Raw genomic sequence first — 21434 nt, forward strand, 5'->3', positions numbered from 1 at the left:
TCACAACTCCTCCTCTGTATTGAAGGTAGGCAAACGTAGGCCTTGGTTACGGCTAAGCAGATTGCCCAGCGTTGACAACAGAACACCGCCGCCAGCCGAACCATCCGATAGAGCGGCCTGAGCCGGTACTCGATCATCACCAGCCCATCGCTCACTGCCTTGTGCAAGCATCTCGGCCAGATCATTCACTTGTTGTTCATCACCCCGAGAGGTCAACAACTGACTGGAGATAACGGAGGCCACCTGTTGCTGGGCCGCTTCGACGCCAGACACATTTCCGGTACCAGGATCAGGTTGCTCAACTGGCTCCTGCGCCAGTACGCGCAAGGTACCGTCGTTAAATTCGAGTACATAGTTGTCGGCACTCAGCCCAGAGGGAGACACCCCGTAATCCCCCACTGCAGATGCCGTCGTGGCTGGCGTTGTGAATGCCAACTCCCCCTGTAGATCCTGCTGATCATCGTCGAACGCCCAACCGGAGAAGGTTGCGCTGAATGCAGGATTGGCTTCGCCCTGATAGCGCTCGGCATCGTTCGCCGTCACCACCAACTGCCTGGGCGTAATACTGATGGCGTTATTGTCAGCATCGAAGCTGATCGTATAGTTACCGGCCTTAAGCCCCGAGCCCAGGGCCAGGTCGTAGACGCCGACATTTTCGCCAAGCTCGCGGCTTAGGCTGCCGCTGACCTCCGCCAGGCTATCGCCCGCTGCCAAGCTGCCCGCGCTGACCGATACGCCCAGGTCTGGATCGACCTCGCCATAGACCTTGCTGGCAGCATCGGCGCTAAGGCTGATAGCCCGCTGGGTAATGCTGAGTTCGTTGGTGCTGGCTGCTGCATCGGCAAAGCTGTAACCAAGGCTGCTGGCCAGGCCGCTGGCATAGGCCAGGTCGTAGCGGCCCACATCGCTGCCGGCAGTGGCCGTGCTGGTAAATAGTGCGCCGCCGGTAAGTCCGCTGCTGGCCGCATCATCGCCGTCGATTAAGCCACTCAAGCCATAACCCAGACCGGCCAGATTGAGCTCGCCATAGACCTGGGAGCTGGCGTCCGGAGTGATGCTTAGCACCGGGGCGATGCTGTAGAAAAACCAGTTACCACTACTGGCATAGGCCGGCACGCTGCCGAGGGCAAAGCCCTGGTTGTAATGCTTGCCGTAGCCGCTTAGGCCCTCCAGGCTGGCGGCCGGGTCGCTAGAATAGATCAGGTAGCGGCCCGCGCCGCTGATCTGGATTGCGCCGCTCCCTGCGTTATTAACAAAGTTGCCATCGATGGCCGCCAGGGTGGCGGTGCCCGTACCTATATCCAGGGTCACGCCATTAGCGATGGTTAGCGTCGGAGTACCGGCCTCGGCATGCACAGCCAGGGCATTGGGATCACCGGCGATGGCGGTCAGGTCGCCGTTATCGGTGGTGAGATTGGCATTGAAATTGATATGGCGGCCAGCCTGCAGGGTCAGATGGCCGCCGTTGCCAGAGGCGTTATCCACCAGCAGCGCCGAGGCCAGGGTGATATCGTTGCTGGCTTGCAGGGTCAGCGAGGTGCCGCCGTTAAGGATCTCGGCGATACGATCCGGGTTGATGGAGAAGTCGGCGGAAGGGCTGTCGGCAAAGGTCAGATCGCCCAGCGCCGGGTCAAAATCCACTAGGCTGATGCGACCGGTTTTGATGCCATTGACAGCTTGATTGGGCGAGCGCACCAGCACGCGGCCATCGCTTAACTGAACAAGCCCTCTATCGCCCAGAAGATCGCCGGCGACACTACCCAGCAAACTGTTGCTGGAATCAATAGTGCCGGCCAGGGCTATGCCTGCCGCGCCATAGGTCACCGCGCCGACGTTGGCGACTCCACTGTTGTCCCAAAGATGACTGCGCACTACATAGCTGCCATCGCCCAGAGCGAGAATGGACGGTGCTCCGTCATAAAGCCCCAGTTGATCACCTGCTGTGCTGCCCACCAGGCTGTTACTTGAGTCGATGGTGCCGGTTAGGGCAGTGCCCGCTGCGCCATAAGTTACTGCGCCGGCATCAACCAGGCTTCCACTATCCCAGCTAGGACTGACGACCACATAAGCACCGCCGCTCAGAGCAGTAATGCCGCCACTACCTACCCGATCATTAGCCTGACTACCTACCAAGCTGTTGGAAATACCGACCACGCCAGTTACCCCGAAGCTCGCGGAGCCATAGGTAACCGCACCTACATCGGCGAGCCCGGCGTAGTCGCAGTTAGCGCAGAGCACCATATAGGCGCCATCACTCAATGCAAAAACACCCCCAAGCTGATCACCAGAGCTCGCACCCACCAAACTGTTGTCAACGGTCACGGCTCCCGTCAACGCAGCACCCGCAGCACCGTAGGTTGCCGCACCGGCATTGACAATGTAGCCATTGTCCCAGAAGTAGCTGCTGACTACATAAGCACCATCACTCAACGAAAATACTAAGGAGCCCACCTGGTCGCTGGCTTGAGTGCCCACCAAGCTGTTACTAGCACTGATGGTACCAACCAGAGCTGTGCCCGCCGCCCCATAGGTCGCGGCCCCGCCATCAAACACTCCCGCGTTATCCCAATTAGGACTGCGCACCACGTATGAACCATCAACCAAGGCCGTCACTCCGCCACTGCCCGCTTGGTCAAAGGCCGCACCGCCCACCAGGCTATTGCTAGCGCTGATAGTGCCAATCAGGGCCGTACCCGCCGCGCCATAGGTCACGGCCCCCGCATCGGCCAAGCCCGCGTTATTCCATAAGGGACTGCTCACTGTATAGGCACCACCGACCAAGGCAGTAACGCCTCCACTGCCGACCTGATCGCCGAAGCTGCTGCCCACGAGACTATTGAGGGAACTGACATCCCCATTGATGCCAATGCCCGCAGTACCATAGGTCACTGCTCCGAGGCTGTTGTTCCAATAACGACTGGGCACCACATAAGCGCCATCACTTAAAACTGTGATGCCTTGACTACCAACCCTGTCGTTGGGTCGACTCCCTACCAGGCTGTTACTAGCGTTAATCGTGCCTGTCAGAGCAATCCCTGCCGCGCCATAGGTCACCGCCCCGGCATCGGCAAAACTTGCGCCGTCCCATGAACTGCTGACCACCACATAAGCGCCATCGCCAAGTGCGAAATTCGCACCCACTCGATCACCAGCCGAACTACCCACGAGGCTATTGGCTGCAGAGATCACTCCGCTGATGCCCGCTCCTGCCACGCCATAGGTGGCGGCACCAACATCAGCGATACCGCCGTTATCCCAGAAGCTGCTATTGACCACGTAGGCACCATCGCTCAGTGCCGTAACCCCCATACCAACTTGGTCAAAAGCACTGCTACCCACCAAACTGTTAGCAGCACTGACCACCCCACCAACGCCCGTATCCGCCGCCCCATAGGTCGCCGCTCCTGCACCAGCAATGCTGGCATTGTTCCAAACCTGACTGCGCACAACATAGGCACCATCGCTCAAGACGGTGATACCCCCACTACCTACCTGATCATTCTCGACGCTGCCGTATAGAGCGGACAGCAAAGCACCGCTCTCGCCATCGAACAGATAGGCAGCCCCCACATTGGCCATCCCGCCGATATCTGTCCTGCTTGCCGTAATCGCGATATTTCCGCCCGCCACTTCCTCGGCAAAGTAACCAAACCAGTTCATAGAACCAGCATTGGGATCATCCAGATTCAACACATCAAACAGCGCCGCCGCATCGCTGATAACGATGTTTTTCGGATCCAGCAGCAGGCTGCCGCCTAGGCCAAAGGGCGAGGCGGTATTCACCGTGCCGGCGAAGGTTAGGTTCTCCTTGCCGGAGACTTCCAGCTGACCACCATTGCCCGACAGGCTGCCGCCGGTGGCGCTGATATGACCGGCGAAGGTGGTTTGCTCGTCCGACCAGACCACCACGGTGCCGCCATCGCCAGTCTGACCGGCATCGGCGCTTAGGCGGGTGCTGTCATTAACGCCGGTTTCCCGGGCATTGGCCACGCTGGCATCCTGGCCCTGCCAGCCGCCACCGACCTGAATGCTGCCGCCGCCGGCCTGGCCCGAGGCGTCCAGTTGGGCTGCGCGCAATTGCGTAGAGCTAGCCGTCACGCTGATCTCACCGCCCTTGGCACTATCGCCCAATCCCTGGGCAGTCAGGGTGGAGGAGCTATAAAGTTTGCCCTCGTCACCACGGCCTCCCTGCAGGTGAATCCGCCCGCCGCCGGCCTGACCATCCACGCTTATATGCGCGCGGCTGGTCTGGGTGATCTGCTGGGCCTCGACGCGCACGCTGCCACCCTGGCCGCCGCTACCCTCGGCCAAGGTCTGGCCGGCGTCCTGCAGGGTGTAGGCGCGGATATCGACCTGGCCACCCGCTACGCCGCTGGCATCCAGGGTGCCGGTCTGCGCGATCAGGCCGCCGCTCAGGCTGATCTTGCCGCCTGCCACGCTGAGCCCGCTGGCTTTGACGATGCCGCTGTTATTGACCACGCTGCCGATCAGGTCCTCCGCCGCCGCCGCGGTGAGCAGCACCCGGTTGCCGGCCTGGATGGCCGCGCCATTCTCCACCTGGCCACGCAAGGCGCTGGCCTCCACATTCAGGCTGAGCAGGCCGTCGCCATGCAGATCCAGGCTGACCCGCTGCCCGGCCGCCAGTGCCACGTCACCGCCCGCCTGGATGCTGCCGCTGTTACGTACGGTGGCGGCGACCAAGGCCACCGATCCGCCTGAGGTTAGCTGCCCGGCATTGCTGACCTCGGCCTGCGAGTCGCCCGCCAGCTGGTAGCGCCCCTGCATAAAGTCCTGGTCGCCCAGGCCCAAGGTGGTGGCCACCAGGCCGCCGACATTGACCTGGCTGCCCGGGGCAAATACCACGCCGTTAGGGTTGCTGATAAATACCTGGCCGTTGGCCTGGAGCTGGCCATAAATCTGGCTGGCCTGGTTACCCACCACCCGATTGAGCACAACCGAGTTGCTGCTGGGTTGCTGGAACTCGACCTTGGCCTGGCTGCCGATATTGAAGCTCTGCCAGTTGAGTACCGCCTTGTCGCTGCCCTGGCGGATGGTCATATGGGCACCGCTTTGACTGATAGTGGCCTGCCCGGCCGCGACCTGGCCGCCCTGGGGCAACGCCGCGCCGTCTAGGGCATGGGCCGGCCAGCCGAGGGCGCTGCCGAGCAGCACCAGCAGCGCGCGACTGATACGCGGACGCGGGCGCAGGGTCAGGCGCAGACGACGCCCACCGGAGAGGCGGATAGTCAACGAGGCCAGCGGCTTGCGAGCGTGGGGACGGGCCATGACGACTCTCCAGTATTAGAAGTGGTAACTAAGGGCGACAAAGCCGCGGGGTTGCGACTGACCGGGGTCGACTTGCGAGTCGTCACCGCCCGGCCAGGCCAGACTGGCTGACAGGCGTGGGCCACTGCCCTGGCCAAGCCGTGCGGTGAGCCCGGTAGATCGCAGGTGACGGTCGTAGGGGCCGGGATCGAGGGGCGAGTGCTGCTGGTCGAACTGCACCCAGCCGAAGTCGCCGAACAGCCCCAGCATCAGCCAGGGCCTGACCTGCCATTGCAACTCGGCCACCGCCAGCCAGCCGTGATCGCCCGTTGCCTCGCCAGAGGGATAGGCGCGCAGGCCGTAGGGACCACCAAGACTGAATTTTTCCACGCTGTCGAGGTTGTCCAGCGCTCGCTGGCCACTAAGCCCGATGTACAAACTCCACTGCGGCGCGAGCGGCTGTAGGCGCATCAGGTTGGCATTCAGTTTGGCGAACTTGCCGGCCCGGCCCAGCCCGCCAGGCGCGCTGTCGAACAGTTGTCCGGCATCGTCCAACAGGCCCAGATGCCCCTGGCCATAGACCAGGCTCAGGCTGTTGTAGCCACCCCAACTGTCCAGACGCTCATAGGTGGCCCCGAGGGTGAATAGATCGATGCGCTTGCGGCTATTGCTGTCCACGGCATCCAGCACATCGGTCAGGCGCTTATGGGCATAGCCACCCTGCAGATAGAGGCTGTGCCGACGCTGGCGCAGCAGGGGATGGCTGATCCCCAGTTCGAGCACCGTTGCCCGGCCGAAGCCGTCCAGTGCCCGAAACTCTTCGCCCAGTTCGTACTCCAGGTAGCTGAGCGAGCTATTCAGGCGCGTCCCTTGGGTATTGAGCGGCAGGTCGTAAGACAGTGCGGCATTGGCAAGCCCATCATCCTCGGCCGTAAGCGCGCGCAGGCCGAGGCGGTCGCCAATGCCCAGGGGGTCGGCCAGCACCAGCTCACCGCCCAGGCGATGTTCGCCAGTCGATTGCAAACCGTAGTTATCCAGCTGCAGGCTGCCAGCCAGCAGTGGTTGGCCGAGCAGTTGCACATCCAGATTGGAGGTGCCGACCCGACCACCGGGAGCCAGCGCCGCCTGCGCCCGCACGCCGGGCAAATCGTTGAGCAGTAGCAGGCTGCGCTCCAGCGCATCGGCCTGCAGCGGTTGCCCGGGCTCGACCGCCTGCAACAACCTGGCCCTGGCTCGATCCACACCTAGCCGCGCGCCATCCCCTGGCACCACCTCGATGTTATCCAGCTCCCCGGGCAGCACGACAATGCGCACCACTCCGCCCTCGACATCCTGCGGCGGCAGGTATGCCTGAGCCAGCAGCCAGCCCTGCTGCCGATAGTGCTGCGTCACGCTGATGGCAACTCGCTGGAGATCCGCGAAACTCAACTCGCGGCCTTCGAACCCTGCCAACAATTGCGCAGGCGGCCGCTGAGAGGCTTCCACTCCCTCGATGGCAAATCGAGCCACATAGATTCTCAGGCTGGACTCTTGGGCCGCTGACGGCTCCACGGGCAATGAGGGCAGCACCTCACGGGGCAACTGCAGCGCCTCGCGGGACGGTGGCTCCACACTGCGGAGCGCATCCGCAGCACTGGGCGCGGCGTACGCCTGACCCACCCAAAGCAATGCGGGGGCTATGCAGAGAGACCTCAGCCCGAGTAGCGCCCCTTTCCTTCCCGCGACCATCGACTCCCCCTACCCTGTCAAAACCATGGGCGATACCTGGTAATGGCATTTCGCCTTGAATAGGGCGAAGGTTAAGGGCCGCTGCGAATGACGCCTATAACTCAGATGGACTAGCTGAAGACGGCAGTCACCCACCGTCGCAGATCATCGAAACTTTTTGCCCACCGGCAAAAATGATTGATATCGTTAAGCAATACCAAGTGCTATTCAACTGCAGGCTTACTTGCCAAATGGCAGTATTTTCATCTCACGCTTCGACTACGGAAGCCAACCAATGATTAAAATGTTTACATATATAGCACGAATCAAAATACAGACTCTCTACATCGGCATAATACTTGGTTATTTCTCGCTACTGCCTCACCTTGCAATGGCAGTACCAGCGAAAGAGAAATCCCCGGTTATCCTCGAGGGGCGCAACCAGTTCAGCGCGACGGTGGCGAATGGCAGCGCAGATATATCTGTCACTGTCGCCTTTAGGGTCTGGATATTGATGGGCGAACCTGTCGTAGCCTGTGCTGCCAAGTGGGAGCTCAAAAGCATCAGAATCAACTCAACTACCTATTGGCAAGCGCCTGAACCCAATTGGGCCCCGAATGACCTATCTCAAACTTATCATATCCCCCAAGACGTTTGGAAGAAAGTTAGCATCAACAAAGCTCATGCCCTAGTGACACCAAAGCTTTATCCAAACAGTACTAGTTTTATGTGCGACCTAGGCGTATTTGGCCCACCTGATAATCGCAGCATCAGCTACAACACCCCCGGCAGCCCCAACTGGGATAGATTCCTACTTGATAACCGAGTGGGACTAATAAGCATGAAACTTAACGACCGCAGTACACTGAAAGAAATTGAGCATACTCACAAGCATTATTCATTTGACGAGACAACGGCCAAAAAACTCGCACGCACAATCAAACATTATTGGAAATACGGCCATGAGTCCGGCACTCCGCTTAGCTTCACCACCAAACTGGTAGATGTCGATCTTAATCTCTATGCCGTCCAGCAACATTTGCAATCCCGCTCTAGAGAGTTAAAAAGCGGAAAATCCATGATATCCAATACGAACCAGTCACAAGCCCAATCTAGCGTACCGACACTTCCGTCCACAGGCATATCAAAACGTCAAACGCACAACACTAGCACATCAGAACTACCACTGGAGGCGGCGTTGGATGAACTGCAACGCCTTACAGGGAGCGATTCCGACACCCACGCACTCAAGCCCACACTGAATCCTCCGGTAAGTCAGGTCACAGTACCAATTGAATCCTCAATTGAGCTAGCCTCTCTCTCATTACTACTGCTAATTGACACCTCCGCCAGCATGCAGGGTAATCGCATTACCGAGGCAAAGAGCGCCGCCAAAATGGTCATAGACCGTACTTTGCAGCAGGGCGGTGAAGTTGCCGTACTAGGTTTCTCTGGCAATTGCTCAAACCCAATCCCGCAACGACACCCATTCTCCAGAAACGCCCACTCTATAGGCAATTTCATCGAGAGTCTAACCACCAATGGCGGCACACCAATGAGTGCGGCAGTTGAATATGCGAACCGCTATATGGCCCTAAATCGCAGCGACGCAAGCAATAGCGAGATGATTTTGCTACTGGCAGACGGAGACGATAGTTGCGGCATTATGTCTCCGGTAGTTAAGGCTCTGAAGTCCGACGGCATCCTGTTTCGCCATCAGACAGTTGGCCTCGAAATTGGCACAGACTCAGCCGCTGTCCAGCAATTAGAGCAACTGGCAAATGACTCGGGAGGTGACTACCAACATGCCGCTAACGCTGAAGAGCTTGGTGCGAGCCTGCGCCGTGCGGCTCAAGCTGAAGATATACTGGAGATGCTCGGACGCTTCGGCAGCTCCCCCGAAATTACACCGCAATTTGATGACAAACCCAACCAAAGCAGCGCGAGCCAGATGCAAGGCATACTTGATGGCTTCAAAACGAAGGGCAGATAACCAGCGCACTTCAGCAATAATGGAGAGAGCATGAACAAAGCAGAAGCAGTTCAGATCATGCAATTGCCGGAAGACTTTAGTGCTACCGACATTGCGCTGGCATTTGCCAAGATAAGCCTCGGAGTACTCGCAGAGCGCCCGGACGATACGTACTATCTCAGCCACGCCACCCTACTCCAAGCAAGGGCCATACTAATTACGCAACCACGCACAAAAGTTACCCCTTCTCATGCCATTCGCTGGTTTGGTGACGACGCCGCTTCACAAGATACACTACATCGCCGCATGCAGGCTTTGATCCAGCAGGCACGTGAAGGAAGCGACGACGAAGGAATGAAGATTATCTGTCGCGAACTATATGCCGCCTACAACCTTGCCCAAGCTGCAATTGCCGAGGGTACGCCTTTAGGCCAGCCGTCAGAAATGCAGGGTTTCGCGACAGAGCCCTTAATAGCAAGCGAACCTAAATGGCAGATGCATCTGCCCAATGTATGCCTAATATTAGCCTTTTTCGGCTCCATGTACTGGGTGGCCAGTGATAGCCATCCTGCAGATATTATCGGGCGCAACTGGTTCAAACAAACATCTGAACCTGAACAAATTGTGTCGCCCCCGCCCCCTCCGGCAAGTCCACTGCTTCAGGTTACACACCCAACCCCAAATAAGGTGAATACCTCAACAGCAATACCGACAGCCTCATCAGAAATAGCCAATACCAAATTACCGCTAGGAGTTCCCCCCTCAGAAATAACTCCTATTCGAAACAGCCAGACTCGCACATATACCGGCCTTAGCGCAGAACAACGCGCCGATCAACTACTGCTTAAAGCACAGCAACATTTCAACGATGGCCATTTCGTTGAGGCTAATGTTTTTTTCGAGCAAATTATTAATTTGAGTGTAGCCGTCCCAACCGATTTCCACTACCACTACGCCAATAGCCTACTTGAAGCAGGTGATTTCGTCACTGCAAAACAACAGGTGGAACATTATCTAGCAAGCAATGAGCGATCAGGCCGATTCTATCATGACGCCCTGATGATACATATCAAGGCCGAAGAAAGGGAGGAGCAACGCCGTAAAGCCGAGTTAACTGAGATAGCGCATCGTGATCAGAAAAAACAATCCTGCCTCGCCGCCCAAAATGAACTGCAAACCCTGCTACCAGAAATAAATCGACAACAGAAAAAAATTGACGAACTACATAGGAAACTGGAAAAACTCATATACCTAGAAAACAATGACGACAGTATATGCGTCCACGACATGTCCACAGGCCACATCGAGTGCCCGAGGAGCATGATTCAGCGCCAAGAAAAGATCGAGAACTTAGATGACAAACTCGACGACTTAACATCATCCTCAATACTTAATCGCCAAAACGAGCTAATTGATGCTATCAGTAAAAACTGTAACTAGGCGACATCAACCTCCCAAATAGTTAATTATCCATAGTTCTCCAGAAGTTATGAAACTGTCATTTTAGCGGGCCCTTTTAGGTCTGTCGTCGTTACCTAGCTGCGGCGAGCAGGAAATCTGAATCCTCCTCAAACCTGACCAAGGACGCTCAGTGCCGAGCGAAAGGGAGAGTGTTCGATCTTTTTGTAACCAGCTCATGAGCAACGCAACACTCCTAACCTGAGACACCATGATCAAGACGAAAAGTCCCATTACCGAAGAGTTTTTGGATCAACTTCTGACCAACTACCAGAAGTCTGAAAATCTGATCGGCGCTGATGGCGCCCTCAAGCAGCTGACCAATAAACTGGTCGAGCGTGCGCTGGATGCCGAGCTCACGCATCACCTGGGTCACGACAAGCATGAGTCGGTCAGCAACCCGGCTAGCAATACTCGTAACGGTTTCAGTCGCAAGAGGCTCAAGGGCGAACTCGATAGGCAGCCTATTTAGGTGCCCCGTGGCCGCCAAGGCACGTTCAACCCACAGATCGTCGAGAAGCACCAGATCCGCTGGACGGGCGGCTTCGATGACAAAATTCTCTCACTCTATGCCAGCGGCATGACCGTGCGAGATCCAGGTGCACTGCAGGAAATTTACGGCGCTGAGGTGTCACCCAGCCTGATCTAGCTAGGGCTCATTCCTGAGACAAAGGTGCATTGGTCATGGACGCACCAATATCCAGAGCCCCCAGCACATCTGAACTGCTGTCCTCGCTAAGCATCCCTCAGCCCTCGCTATGGCGCAAATCACCTGGAGCCGCGCCAAATTCGATGCTCTAAATGGCGCAGTTCTGAAAACTGCGCCAGAGTTGCGCCAACTGCATCCAAGCGGCGCCATCTCAGCCATGCTCTGGAGCAGCCTCGGAGGCTGATCGAGCGATGTTCGACCGCCCTGCCCGAAGCTCACCACCACATACAGGCTGCCACTGCGCATGTGCCACCCTGCTGGCTCGCACCCCTCACATCAGACGTTCTGATCCGGTGACCGTCTTGGTCTTGAAAACGCCGGCCAACTTCTCCCGCTCCTCGAATGACAACGTCTTCCCCCTCATAACATCAACAGCTTTTTCATTGGAAGCGATGCCTCCCTGTCTTAATGAAGATCTCTGCAAAAGCTATCCAGTCACGCAGGTAGACATAAACCACACCACCGTCCACAGGGCAGGTTGACCCCGTGGCGCTTTCTTCCCAAAAATCGAAGAAAGGGAGTTTTTTGATATCGTCCCGACTCACACATTTACTGCCGTTACAGACATAGACCGGCAGTCCAAAATACGCTTTTTCTACGGATCGTTTTTCTGCTCGCCGCAGTCGCTTAAGCTCCGCCAAGTAGTCTTCATCAACTCTCCTTGGTTCCCCGAGCCGAATGGCCAGCATTTTCCAGAAGGCAGCCTCTCGATGCCTGTTGCCCATCATGTAACCTGCTGCCTTCTCTACGAGATAGCTCAGGTAAACATCACTACGCATGGCCTTGGCGAGCATCAGGCGCTGAACAAGGTCAGCGTTTTCGAGTATGGCAAGCACAGCAATAGCCCCGTGTTTTTTGGCATTTTCGATCTGCTCATTGCTCATCTCAGACTCCCAAATCCCCTTCAAGCAGCCTGCGCTTCACGCTAGGCTCCAGCCTGCCAATCTGCTCACCAGTGAGCCTTCTGATCTTCGCCAGTCGCGCTACAGCCGCATATCCGCTGCACTGATCGAAGGCCCAGTCGTACAGCTCAGGCTTGGCCTGTAAGATGGCCTGCGTCAGTCGCTCTGTAACGGCACTACCGTGATCCAAGTACTGCCGCACCAGCCCCTTCTGGCCATCCTCTTGAATCCGGGTGGCCACTTGCTTGATCCGCTTCAGGGCTGGATGTGTCACACCGAAGTGGCAAAGCCTGGAGAGCACATCAAGCCCATCTTCCAAGTTGGGGCAGCGATCAATCCATGCCTGACTTCTTGAGCCATCTAGCAGCAGGTGCCTGGCATCGACCACAGAGGGGTCAACGGCCTGAAGGTAGTCCAGGACGAAACCTGACAACTCCTGCTTATAGCGCTCGCCCCCCTTCCCGATCAGGGGGGGGCCTGCTTTGCCGTTCACGACTGACTTGTCTGCGGAAAACCCTTCGCCAGCAAACTGTTTGAGCAGCGGAGAACCGAGAAAGCGGCTCGCATCGGCACCGACAATGGGCCATAGCTCCGGGTAGCCAATCAGGAAATTATCGAAGTAGCGATCAAAAAGAGATTGCTCACGCGACGGATGCACGTCGAGAGCAAACACAGCCTTCCAGAGCTCCTGTTGCAACTGCTCAAGCACCACTTCTGGCGAGTGCCCAAGGGCAATTGCGAAAGGGCCATCTCGCAACACCAGATCATAGATCGGATAGCGCGGATCGCCCTTGCGAGCACGCCTCCAGCTCGGCAGGCGCCCATATCTGTTGATCTTGTCGTACAAGCGGCTGGAGCGTGTGTTATAGCGACTGTCGCGCAGCAATGCTGTAAAAACGCCCTCGATATCGGACTGAGGGTGAACGGCTTTGAGGTACGGTAGCTGGAGATTATCGAGCAGAATGCACACGAAGCGATCCAGCTGCTCTTCATTCAACAGGCCATCCAGATGGCGCTCATAGTTGAGTATAAAGAAGGCCCCGTAGTAGCCGGGGAAGCACATGGTGTTGATCAAGCCATCGTGCAGAAACAACAGTTGCTGGCGTGGATTTTTCATCCACCAGAATTTTTGCTTGATCTGCGGCTCTGTGGCCTCAATCAACGGGGCTTGGTCGAGTTTGGTGCGGATTTTGGGATTGATCTGTAGCAGGGCCATGTCAAAGCTCCAGGTCTTCTTCGAGCACGAGTCGGCAGATCTGGCGTGCCAGTCCTTCGGAGCATTGCAGGTTTTTTCCGGCACTGAATTTTTCGGGCTGCGCCATCGCTAGGTCGCGAAGGCAGTCCTTCGCAGAGACCTTCTCTGTCAACGCAAGAAAATCCGAAAAATCCAAGTCATTGGGGCTTTTAGCCCAACGCCTCCTTGGGTATAGCGGAACCGAGAGGAGACCACTTGTCAGGTCGGCAGTACGGTTTTCCTCAAGCTTGCGCCAGAAGTTAGGGGCCTCTTCCTGGCTCATGTCAGATCCCCAAATCGCCTTCCAAAAGCAGTCTTTTGGTCTTCGGCGATAGCTTCAGCAGCTGCTCATCGCTCGGCCATTTAAGGTTTGTCAGGCGCTGAAGATACGGAAACTTCTTCACCTGAACGAAAACCTGGTCATAACTCTCCGGCGATACCTCAACAATGGCCTGAGCCAACTCACTGGAGATGGCATCACTGCCCTTCGCGTAGCACAGCAGCGCAGCGCGCTTGCCCGCTTCAGACAGCTTTGCTGCGATGCCTTCGATACGCTCAATGGCAGGGTGTACCACGCCACAAGCCAGTAGACGCTCGATGATCGGCAGCCCCTCTTCGAGGTTAGGGCAACGATCCAGCCACACTTCGCTGCGGGTGCCTTCGCGCAACAGGTGCTTGGCATCGAGCACATCAGAATCGATCCCAACCAGGTAATCCAAGGTGAAAAAGATCAGTTCAAGCGGAATCCAGCCAGGGCAACGAATGAGTGACTTGCCTGCCGGGCCCTCGATAACGGCCCTATCGGGACGCATTCCACCACCGGGCATAATGCGGATCATCGGCTCGCCCAGGAAATGGTAGGGCTCAGTGTTTGTCTGACGCCAAAGTTCCGGGTACGCGATCAGGAAGTGATGCAGAAAACCGGTGCGAATGTGCGGATACCGATCAGCCGTGAACTCAAGCGCATTCAGGCCTTCGTCAATCGTCTTGACGAGGTGCTTGAGAGCGACATCTTTCGGCTGACCCAGAGCGATGGCCAATGGCACAGTCTTTGTAGCGTGTATCACCAGTGTACCTTTGAGCGGATCAAAGGCTTGAGTATCAACGAGGCGCAATGGTTGAAATTCACGGTGCCAGGTACAGAACGCTTTGAGTGCCTGATTGCTTTTTCTCTCGCAGCGATCACGCGCCAGGTGCATAACCATCGCCTCGATATCGAGCTGCGGATGTACCACCCTCATGTGCGCAATATGTTGACGGCGCAGTGTGTCTCGCAGGAGTTGATCGGCCTGGTCGCCTGTTAGCTTACCCTCGCTGAATAGCTGGTAATCCTGAAGGAAATCAGATCCGTCAAGGGCATGAAAAAGGGAATAGTTGTAGAGCCCATTTTCATCTTTCTGGCGAATGAACTGTTCCATTGCTTCGCGCGTACGCGAGTTGGTCGGCTGCTTAATGTCCATGCTCTCTCCTACAGCCCCATGTCATCTTCGAGGGCTACTCTGACGATGCGATTGATCTCTTCTTCCAGCCCTGGCGAGCACCGGCTTTACGCACCACCCGGGACTTTCTCACCTGAGCAACCATGAAGTCGTTACGGCACTCTTCCGCCGACTTCTGCTGCCACATCGCCAGTCGCTTGCGGCTAATGCGCATGCAGTCTTTAAGGTGCTTCTGGGTAAAAGGACGATTCACTGAGCCATCAGGCAAATGCATATACCTTCTCAACCAACCTCAAATGCAAAGCATCTGTTTCAGGTTGAAATACCTCCCCCTCTCTCGCAACCCAATCACGAACAACCTTAAACATACTCATTACTATTGCCCCAATAGCTAAATAACTAAACCTCACTCAAAATATTAACTACTGATATCACCCCAATAATCCCCACGAACGATCAGACCGAACGCCTCATCACCCGGTGGATCATCATCGAAAATATGTTGTATGCGTCGCTCTTGCTTGATGTACGCCAGCACTTGGAAGAAACAGACTTCGCACAGGCACACCCGATACCGCTCACCATCATGGCGTGCGCCGTAGCCCCAACTGGCGTGCAGCATCCCAAACTGCTGGCCATAGCCGGGGACACTCGTCTCGCCCCCACAGAGGTCACAGCGCACCGCCGCCTGTCGCTGATCGGAAGCCTTCATCATCAGAACAAGCTCATGACGGTTGAGAGCTCGGCTTGCTTGCGTTGGCCATCTCCGACTAGGACATACAGCGTGTTAAGCGTCTGAAAAAAGCAGCCCTCGCTGAAGCTCACCAGTGGCGTGGTGCGCACCCAAGCGCCGACATCGAAGCGCCGCTCACTGTCAAACAGAACACTATGCGCATATAACATCACCGCCTCACGGCCAGAGGAGCGCAGAATGCCCTGCTCTTCTTCGCTCAGAATGAGATCAATCCAGATCCAGTCGCGGACGATGCAATACGGCATCCACAACGAACAGTCTCGGGCCACCACGCGTTCGCGCGCCTGCTCCCAGCTCATTTGAATGCCAGGCATCAATTCTTCAGAGCCGTATAAAAGTTCTGCAACTTTTCCCACTGCATCCATGAGTAACTCCCATTATTCCGGTCATATGTCGCAAGATCCTGAATTCGGGGTGCAACTTGCCTGCCCTGGATAATCTGCCCCAAGGCGTAGAGATCAATGCCCCAAACGGAAACGTGCTGACAGAATTGCCAGTATTAATCAGCGATCTGAAAACGCGGTTTAGAGTTAGTAACTTAACACCACTTGAACTACCACCACTTCGCCTCGACCCATTCCTTCATCTCACCGCAGAATACCTCAAGGCTTAAATAGAATAAACAACAAGACTCCTTACTCGTCAAGCAAGAACAGAAAAAATACACAACCTTAATTATGATACATATATATTGACAAGTTTTAGATAAGTTTATGGAGCATATAAAAATACAACTTCCTGATATAAAATGGAGTTAGCGCACATCCCGGTCAGCCCTCGCGCGATCCAGGAGATTGCCTGGAGCCTCGCCAGCCCCCCCCCCGCCCCCAACCTCGCTGCATGCACGCATCCTTCTCCAAGTGCTACATCTGACTGATGGATTTGAGTCAGCAGTGGTGAGTACGCCGGATCTTTTTGCGCCAAACCATGACGTGGTGCAGAGCAACTGATGGCCGTTGTAGGTCAGATCAATGAGCAGCAGAGACGAGGCACGTTACGCATTGTTCGAGTATCCGGCGAAGCCTGCTTGGTCGATGCGTCCGGAGATGCTGAGACCGAGATACACCACGTGCCGGGATGAAGTGACAGGCGCACGTGGATAGGTTTAGAAAGCCCTATTCATCCGACCTGTAGCTACCGTTGACCAAAGGTAGCTACTCCAGTTCGACCACCAAGAGGCCTGTGTAAATGCCTGGCGACTCATAGCTTTACTTCGAGTACGAGTTTGAATTTGGCTCCGAACGGGCTCAAAGCCTGCTGTTTGTTTCTGAGGAGCTCAGCCTCTCAGAAGTCATCCGTGACGAACTGGCCGCCGAATACCTTCGAAACCCAGACAAGGCACATCTGCGAAAGTACCTGCGCGATCAGCTAGAAGAGGATCTCGGGGTATAAATGAGCTGTGGCTCCCAAACCTTGCCGCGCAGGATTAAGAGCTCATTTCAGCGCGGCGCCTTCGGCACGATGCCAACCTGCATACCAAAGGGGTTGAAGACGCTGTTCAGCAGTCTGAACAGCCGGATTGCCCTCATCAAGCTCTAGCTGCCGCAAAGCGCGCAGTGGCAGCTTGCACATCTGTGCGAATCTGGCCTGTTGCAGGCCAGTCACTTCCTTCCGCAGACGCCGAACGGCCGCCCCAATAGTGGTCTCACCAGAAGCCAATTGCTGCTGCAGCTCATTCAAAACTCGATTGCGCTCAAGAATATCCATTTAGATCAGCCCCCACTGGACCAGGCGCTGCCGGAGGTTTCTCAGCGCGATACGAGGGTGGTTCGTCTCGATCAGATGAACTGACATCACGCCAAGTAGCGGAGACAATGCAATCGCATTGACCACGAAATGCACATGCATTACCCTGAAATCACTCACACGAGCAGGAGCAGGTCATGGCCAGAGCACTTGAAGTCGAATCCACCCTTACCGACCGCTACCAGACGACAGTACCAGAGACAGTTCGCCGCGCACTTCAGCTAAACAAGCGCGACAAAATCCATTACTCGATTCGCCCCAGCGGTGAGGTCGTGCTGAGTCGTGCTGAGCACTCTGAGGATGACCCGGCAATCCGCCAGTTTCTTAGCTTTCTTGCCCATGACATCGCAGCGAACCCTCAGCATCTGCAGGCCATAGATTCAAACCTCGTGGCACGCATCCATTCGCTGATCGATAGCAATGAGATAGATCTGGATGCCCCGCTGTCGGCAGACGATGAATGAGCCAAGACCAAGGCAAGCCACTGGTTGCACATGGCTGGACAGTATTTGCGCACTCCCTGTTTCTGGATCAGCTCGAAACTCTCATTCAGCAAGTTGAGTTCTCAAAACAAAAAGACCCCGAGGGTTATCGCAAGAAGAATGCAGCCAAACGGCTAGCAGCCATTACCAAGCTGGCTTTTGACGTTATCCCACAAGACCCGAGCAAGCCCGAATACCGCCAAGGCGACACATTGGGCGAGGAATATAAGCACTGGTTCCGTGCCAAGTTCTTTCAGCAGTATCGGCTGTTCTTCCGGTACCACGGCCCAAGCAAGATAATCATCTTGGCGTGGGTTAATGACGACAACACCAAGCGCGCCTATGAGAGCAGCGATGACGCCTACAAGGTGTTTCGAAAAATGCTCGCGAGCGGACATCCACCTGACTCGTGGGAGAAGCTGCTGAAGGAAGCCACGCAGGAAAGCACGCGATTAAATTCGGCCGCCACCTCGGTCAACTGAGCCCCCAATAAGCTACTGGTTCAAATCCCTATCGAGGATTTGAACCTCACTTCAAACCAGACATTGATCAATGTGGCTGCTTGGGCACATCACGATTGACGATCTGCTTGCTGCGGCTGCCGAACAGCGCACTCAACTCCGAGACAAAGAAGGAGGTGGCTGCCGCTGAAGCTACTTTTTCGACAGAATCGGCCGGAAGTGGTCAATCCAAGACTGGACCTGGGTTCATCTTGACCGGATGCACCAATGTCTGTAATTCATTCATTTGAGGTTTGGGGTCCATTCTTCGCCTAGCCGTGGCGCAGTTCGACAAGAACTGCGCCACATACGAAGCCAGAACTGGCGCAGTTCATGAAACTGCGCCAAGTCATCAACGCCCGCGAACGCTGCAATGCTGCTGGCTCGAAATCAAAAAACAACAGCTACTTGAACAGTCGAATCCACTCACGATTCACCAGGGATCGACAGATAGCAGGTGAACCTCCGAAGCACCGATGCGAGACCGTCTTCATTTGCGCCTCTGCCATGTATGAAATCTCTTCTCCGTCCTGATTGAGAAGTACGCCCCCAGCACCTTTTAGCAATGCATGCCCTGCTACCACGTCATGCGCGGAAACCTGGACAAGTGACACGCCCGCAACCCCATCACCTGCAGCTACACGAGCTAACCGGTAGGCAATGCTTGGCATCGCGACAAATCTACCCGGCGCACACAATTCAGAATTTAGCTCTGGCTTCATCCTGGCAGCAGTACTGACCATTACTCGACTGCCAGAACTCCACTCCTGTTTTGACAGATTCGCGTCAACCGGCTCGCCATTACGCAACACTGATGGCATACCCTTAGCCCAAGCGATGCAGTCAGCAGGGCGCCCCTCCAGTACAGGCGCATACACAACACCGAGAACAGGCTGAGCATTTTCAAGAAGTCCTACCGAAATGGCAGAGCCCTTGAATCCCTTCAGAAAGTCAGCAGTCCCGTCGTTAGGATCCACCACCCAGCAGAGCGGGGCACCGGTCAACGAATGCCCTGTTTCCTCGCCCCAGAAATCTCCATCCAACAGATCCAGCAGGCAAGGCCGCAATAGAGCCTCGATTTCTACATCAACATCCGCTTTATCACCCGCTCCGCGAGGCCCCTCAGGACGCTGCCACTCTGCGACTAGAAGCTCGCCTGCCCTAGTGACCACCTGTGTGACCCTAGAGAGCAGCGATGAATAATCCATGTGTTTTCTCCAGCGCTCATCCAGCCTTAAGAACCAGCATGCAGCCGCAGCTCAACGCGGAGTCTTCGGCACAATGCCGACCTGCATGCCAAAGGGATTAAACACGCTGTTCAGAGTCTGAACCGTCGGGTTGCTCTCATCCAGTTCCAGCTGTCGCAAGGCGCGCAATGACAACTTGCACATCTGTGCAAATCTGGCCTGCTGCAAGCCAGTCACCTCCTTACGCAGACGCCGCACTGCTCCTCCAATCGTGATCTCGCCGCTAGCCAACTGCTGCTGCAGCTCATTCAAAATGCGATTGCGCTCAAGAATGTCCATTTAGACCAACCCCCACTGAAGCATCCGCTGCTGGAGATTTCTCAGGGCTATACGAGGGTGACTCATGGTTGAGTCGGGAAGCCCTTGTGCACTCAGCAAGTCAGGTAGCGCGAGGAAGTCCTGAGCTGCCAACCGCAATCGCTGGTACAGCTCATCGGCATTAACCCACCCCGCGACCTCATCACAGGCCCTTCTCCAGTTAACCTCTCCAGCAAGCTCGATGTGCTTTGGCCACTTCGTCGTACGCGTAACCCCCTCTTCGTCCATGACCATCGGCGCTAGGTCGTAGATTGGCGCCAACCGAACCCCCTGCTCGCAGCGGAGAATCGCGGTGTTGCGTCCGTGGTTATCTGAATTGCCGAGAACCTGGTTCAGCAGATCGCGCCGCATGTATTCAAACACCAGATCTCCGATCTGCTGTTCCTGTCCAACAGCTCGCCATAGTTCAACCAGATTCCCCAGCACGTGCGTGTGCAGCATGTAGCTACCCGCCTCGGTTACACCGCATAGCGAGTACATGGACTCAACGGCAGTTCGGCTAACCCCTGCGGGGCTAATCTCGCGATCAAAGCGATGCATCCAGAGACTGGGCTTATTGCCCTCCTCCAATGCCAACCCTTCAGCTGCAACCGTATCCATTCCGAGCTGCTGGACGGCACGATAGAAGCAGTATTCGCTGCGCAGGATGTCCTGATCGGTCTGACTGGCTTTGTTACGCGCGAACTTTACAAACCAGTGCTGGGCTGCGTCTGCATCTGGCAACACGGCATCTGGATGCAGGGCGCCCTGACGATCTTCAGTCAGCAACAGCTTGGGGGCCTCACCGCCAGCACCTGTCGCCCCACCAATCGCTGCGCCCTGTTCATACGCGTACTCCAGGAATCGTGAGTCCCGACTAATAACCTCATCGCGCGTAAAACCGAGCACAGGGCTGCCCGCAATCGCCTCGACGGACTCCTTGATACGCAGATTGCCAATTGGCGCTGGTGTGCATCGCCCAAGAAGGTAGAGATCAAGATTGAGACCCTCGGACCGCTCGCCGCCCAAACGCTTCAGTAGAAAGCGTCTTGCTGCACCTGATGGCAGGATGTCGAAGAGAAACGCAGGCGCCTTCTTATCTCGCCAAGAATCCCATCCGAGAGGGTAAGCTGCACTGACAGCCACATTCAGCCGAGTGCCTACAGACTCCAAGGAGTCAACCAGATAGCCCTGCTGGTAGCCACAAGCACAAGCACCCTCCAGCCCTTCCTCGGGCTGCTCGAAACGGAGCTCCATGGCATTGCGCCACTGGCCATCCCTATAAACCTGCAGAGTAAGATTGTGCATATCAGTCACCGGCACTTTAATGCCCAAACAGTAGACGCACACACACAAAAAGGCAATTTAATGCCTAAAAAATCGTCTTAGCCACAGAAAAAGGCATTAAAGTGCCTCAATCTCAAGAACTAGTTCCCGCTTCGGAGGGCGCTGCCCGTGTTCAACTCCCCAGTAAGGATTTGAACCCGCGCCCAGCAAAACTGCCCAACTGGCAACACTTACACTGGGCATATTTGGATGCGCTATTGACGGAAGGCTCAAGGTTCCTATACTGCAGATCGGCTGAGTGAAATCCTACAAATCAGTTTTTTGGGGCCAAGCGCCCGAAACACTGATTTGAGCTGGGCATTTGTGTCTTTGGATTCAAATCCCCCCGGCTCCACCAAATAAACATCTAAAGACGTCCAAGGACGTCTTTTTTTG

The 21434-nt window shown here is 56.0% G+C and carries 16 protein-coding genes and 2 pseudogenes; 5 read left to right on the top strand and 13 right to left on the bottom strand.

Going from position 1 to position 21434, the window contains the following annotated elements; all coding sequences use genetic code 11:
• The gene (locus ALTER154_RS17400) at positions 1-5286 is read right to left on the bottom strand and encodes an MBG domain-containing protein (protein WP_160088920.1); all 5286 of its coding nucleotides are present in this window, start codon (positions 5284-5286) and stop codon (positions 1-3) included.
• 15 nt (positions 5287-5301) lie between these two features.
• A complete protein-coding gene (locus ALTER154_RS17405; protein ID WP_160088922.1) occupies positions 5302-6774 on the bottom strand; it encodes a ShlB/FhaC/HecB family hemolysin secretion/activation protein in 1473 nt (490 codons plus the stop codon).
• Between the two features lie 493 nt (positions 6775-7267).
• Here ALTER154_RS17405 and ALTER154_RS17410 point away from each other — a divergent pair, with 493 nt between their 5' ends.
• From ALTER154_RS17410 to ALTER154_RS17420, 3 genes and pseudogenes are all read left to right on the top strand, one after another.
• The gene (locus ALTER154_RS17410; RefSeq protein WP_160088924.1) at positions 7268-8965 is read left to right on the top strand and encodes a VWA domain-containing protein; all 1698 of its coding nucleotides are present in this window, start codon (positions 7268-7270) and stop codon (positions 8963-8965) included.
• Positions 8966-8995: 30 nt separating this feature from the next.
• On the top strand, positions 8996-10384 hold the full coding sequence (locus ALTER154_RS17415) for a hypothetical protein (RefSeq protein ID WP_160088926.1): 1389 nt from the start codon (positions 8996-8998) through the stop codon (positions 10382-10384).
• Positions 10385-10613: 229 nt separating this feature from the next.
• Positions 10614-11048 (top strand): annotated as a pseudogene (locus tag ALTER154_RS17420) (transposase); the annotation flags it as partial.
• A gap of 443 nt (positions 11049-11491) precedes the next feature.
• On the opposite strand, the gene ALTER154_RS17425 reads toward ALTER154_RS17420, so the two are convergent.
• From ALTER154_RS17425 to ALTER154_RS17460, 8 genes and pseudogenes are all read right to left on the bottom strand, one after another.
• Positions 11492-11995: a hypothetical protein gene (locus ALTER154_RS17425; RefSeq protein ID WP_160088928.1), complete on the bottom strand. Its 504-nt coding sequence runs from the start codon at positions 11993-11995 to the stop codon at positions 11492-11494.
• Between the two features lies 1 nt (position 11996).
• Entirely contained in the window at positions 11997-13229 is a 1233-nt protein-coding gene (locus tag ALTER154_RS17430; protein ID WP_160088930.1) for a hypothetical protein, read from the bottom strand.
• A 1-nt stretch (position 13230) separates the two neighbouring features.
• Positions 13231-13530, bottom strand: coding sequence for a hypothetical protein (locus ALTER154_RS17435; RefSeq protein WP_160088932.1), 300 nt, complete (start codon positions 13528-13530; stop codon positions 13231-13233).
• Between the two features lies 1 nt (position 13531).
• Positions 13532-14707, bottom strand: coding sequence for a hypothetical protein (locus ALTER154_RS17440; protein WP_160088934.1), 1176 nt, complete (start codon positions 14705-14707; stop codon positions 13532-13534).
• Between the two features lie 34 nt (positions 14708-14741).
• Entirely contained in the window at positions 14742-14960 is a 219-nt protein-coding gene (locus tag ALTER154_RS17445) for a hypothetical protein (RefSeq protein ID WP_160088936.1), read from the bottom strand.
• 144 nt (positions 14961-15104) lie between these two features.
• The gene (locus ALTER154_RS17450) at positions 15105-15308 is read right to left on the bottom strand and encodes a hypothetical protein (RefSeq protein ID WP_306108835.1); all 204 of its coding nucleotides are present in this window, start codon (positions 15306-15308) and stop codon (positions 15105-15107) included.
• A 92-nt stretch (positions 15309-15400) separates the two neighbouring features.
• Positions 15401-15805 (bottom strand): hypothetical protein, encoded by a 405-nt coding sequence (locus tag ALTER154_RS17455; protein ID WP_160088940.1) that lies wholly within the window; start codon positions 15803-15805, stop codon positions 15401-15403.
• Between the two features lie 1074 nt (positions 15806-16879).
• Positions 16880-17147 (bottom strand): annotated as a pseudogene (locus tag ALTER154_RS17460) (helix-turn-helix domain-containing protein).
• 176 nt (positions 17148-17323) lie between these two features.
• Between ALTER154_RS17460 and ALTER154_RS17465 the strand changes: the two are divergent.
• Complete coding sequence (locus ALTER154_RS17465; protein WP_160088942.1) at positions 17324-17650, top strand: type II toxin-antitoxin system PrlF family antitoxin; 327 nt, start codon at positions 17324-17326, stop codon at positions 17648-17650.
• Positions 17647-18150, top strand: a complete 504-nt coding sequence (locus ALTER154_RS17470; protein WP_160088944.1) for a type II toxin-antitoxin system YhaV family toxin — start codon at positions 17647-17649, stop codon at positions 18148-18150. Before ALTER154_RS17465 ends, ALTER154_RS17470 begins: the two co-directional genes overlap by 4 nt.
• 422 nt (positions 18151-18572) lie before the next feature.
• Here ALTER154_RS17470 and ALTER154_RS17475 read toward each other — a convergent pair whose 3' ends face one another.
• Genes ALTER154_RS17475 through ALTER154_RS17485 form a run of 3 tightly spaced genes read right to left on the bottom strand, consistent with a single transcriptional unit; the run spans position 18573 to position 21020 of the window.
• Complete coding sequence (locus ALTER154_RS17475) at positions 18573-19376, bottom strand: inositol monophosphatase family protein (RefSeq protein ID WP_100548380.1); 804 nt, start codon at positions 19374-19376, stop codon at positions 18573-18575.
• 51 nt (positions 19377-19427) lie between these two features.
• Positions 19428-19694 carry a helix-turn-helix domain-containing protein gene (locus ALTER154_RS17480; protein WP_003459718.1) on the bottom strand — a complete coding sequence of 89 codons (267 nt, stop codon included), beginning with the start codon at positions 19692-19694 and terminating at the stop codon, positions 19428-19430.
• A complete protein-coding gene (locus tag ALTER154_RS17485) occupies positions 19695-21020 on the bottom strand; it encodes a type II toxin-antitoxin system HipA family toxin (RefSeq protein WP_160088946.1) in 1326 nt (441 codons plus the stop codon).
• Between the last annotated feature and the right edge of the window lie 414 nt (positions 21021-21434).

Origin of the sequence: Pseudomonas sp. 9AZ, assembly GCF_902506525.1 — a bacterium.
Classification (GTDB): Bacteria; Pseudomonadota; Gammaproteobacteria; order Pseudomonadales; family Pseudomonadaceae; genus Aquipseudomonas; species Aquipseudomonas peli.

What these genes read in the sequence shown, in the direction of transcription:
- ALTER154_RS17445 (WP_160088936.1), bottom strand. Translation starts at nt 14,960, where the DNA reads ATGCATTTGCCTGATGGCTCAGTGAATCGTCCTTTTACCCAGAAGCAC.
- ALTER154_RS17470 (WP_160088944.1), top strand. Translation starts at nt 17,647, where the DNA reads ATGAGCCAAGACCAAGGCAAGCCACTGGTTGCACATGGCTGGACAGTA.
- ALTER154_RS17475 (WP_100548380.1), bottom strand. Translation starts at nt 19,376, where the DNA reads ATGGATTATTCATCGCTGCTCTCTAGGGTCACACAGGTGGTCACTAGG.
- ALTER154_RS17435 (WP_160088932.1), bottom strand. Translation starts at nt 13,530, where the DNA reads ATGAGCCAGGAAGAGGCCCCTAACTTCTGGCGCAAGCTTGAGGAAAAC.
- ALTER154_RS17465 (WP_160088942.1), top strand. Translation starts at nt 17,324, where the DNA reads ATGGCCAGAGCACTTGAAGTCGAATCCACCCTTACCGACCGCTACCAG.
- ALTER154_RS17415 (WP_160088926.1), top strand. Translation starts at nt 8,996, where the DNA reads ATGAACAAAGCAGAAGCAGTTCAGATCATGCAATTGCCGGAAGACTTT.
- ALTER154_RS17450 (WP_306108835.1), bottom strand. Translation starts at nt 15,308, where the DNA reads ATGCTGCACGCCAGTTGGGGCTACGGCGCACGCCATGATGGTGAGCGG.
- ALTER154_RS17480 (WP_003459718.1), bottom strand. Translation starts at nt 19,694, where the DNA reads ATGGACATTCTTGAGCGCAATCGCATTTTGAATGAGCTGCAGCAGCAG.
- ALTER154_RS17440 (WP_160088934.1), bottom strand. Translation starts at nt 14,707, where the DNA reads ATGGACATTAAGCAGCCGACCAACTCGCGTACGCGCGAAGCAATGGAA.
- ALTER154_RS17425 (WP_160088928.1), bottom strand. Translation starts at nt 11,995, where the DNA reads ATGAGCAATGAGCAGATCGAAAATGCCAAAAAACACGGGGCTATTGCT.
- ALTER154_RS17410 (WP_160088924.1), top strand. Translation starts at nt 7,268, where the DNA reads ATGATTAAAATGTTTACATATATAGCACGAATCAAAATACAGACTCTC.
- ALTER154_RS17400 (WP_160088920.1), bottom strand. Translation starts at nt 5,286, where the DNA reads ATGGCCCGTCCCCACGCTCGCAAGCCGCTGGCCTCGTTGACTATCCGC.
- ALTER154_RS17455 (WP_160088940.1), bottom strand. Translation starts at nt 15,805, where the DNA reads ATGGATGCAGTGGGAAAAGTTGCAGAACTTTTATACGGCTCTGAAGAA.
- ALTER154_RS17485 (WP_160088946.1), bottom strand. Translation starts at nt 21,020, where the DNA reads ATGCACAATCTTACTCTGCAGGTTTATAGGGATGGCCAGTGGCGCAAT.
- ALTER154_RS17430 (WP_160088930.1), bottom strand. Translation starts at nt 13,229, where the DNA reads ATGGCCCTGCTACAGATCAATCCCAAAATCCGCACCAAACTCGACCAA.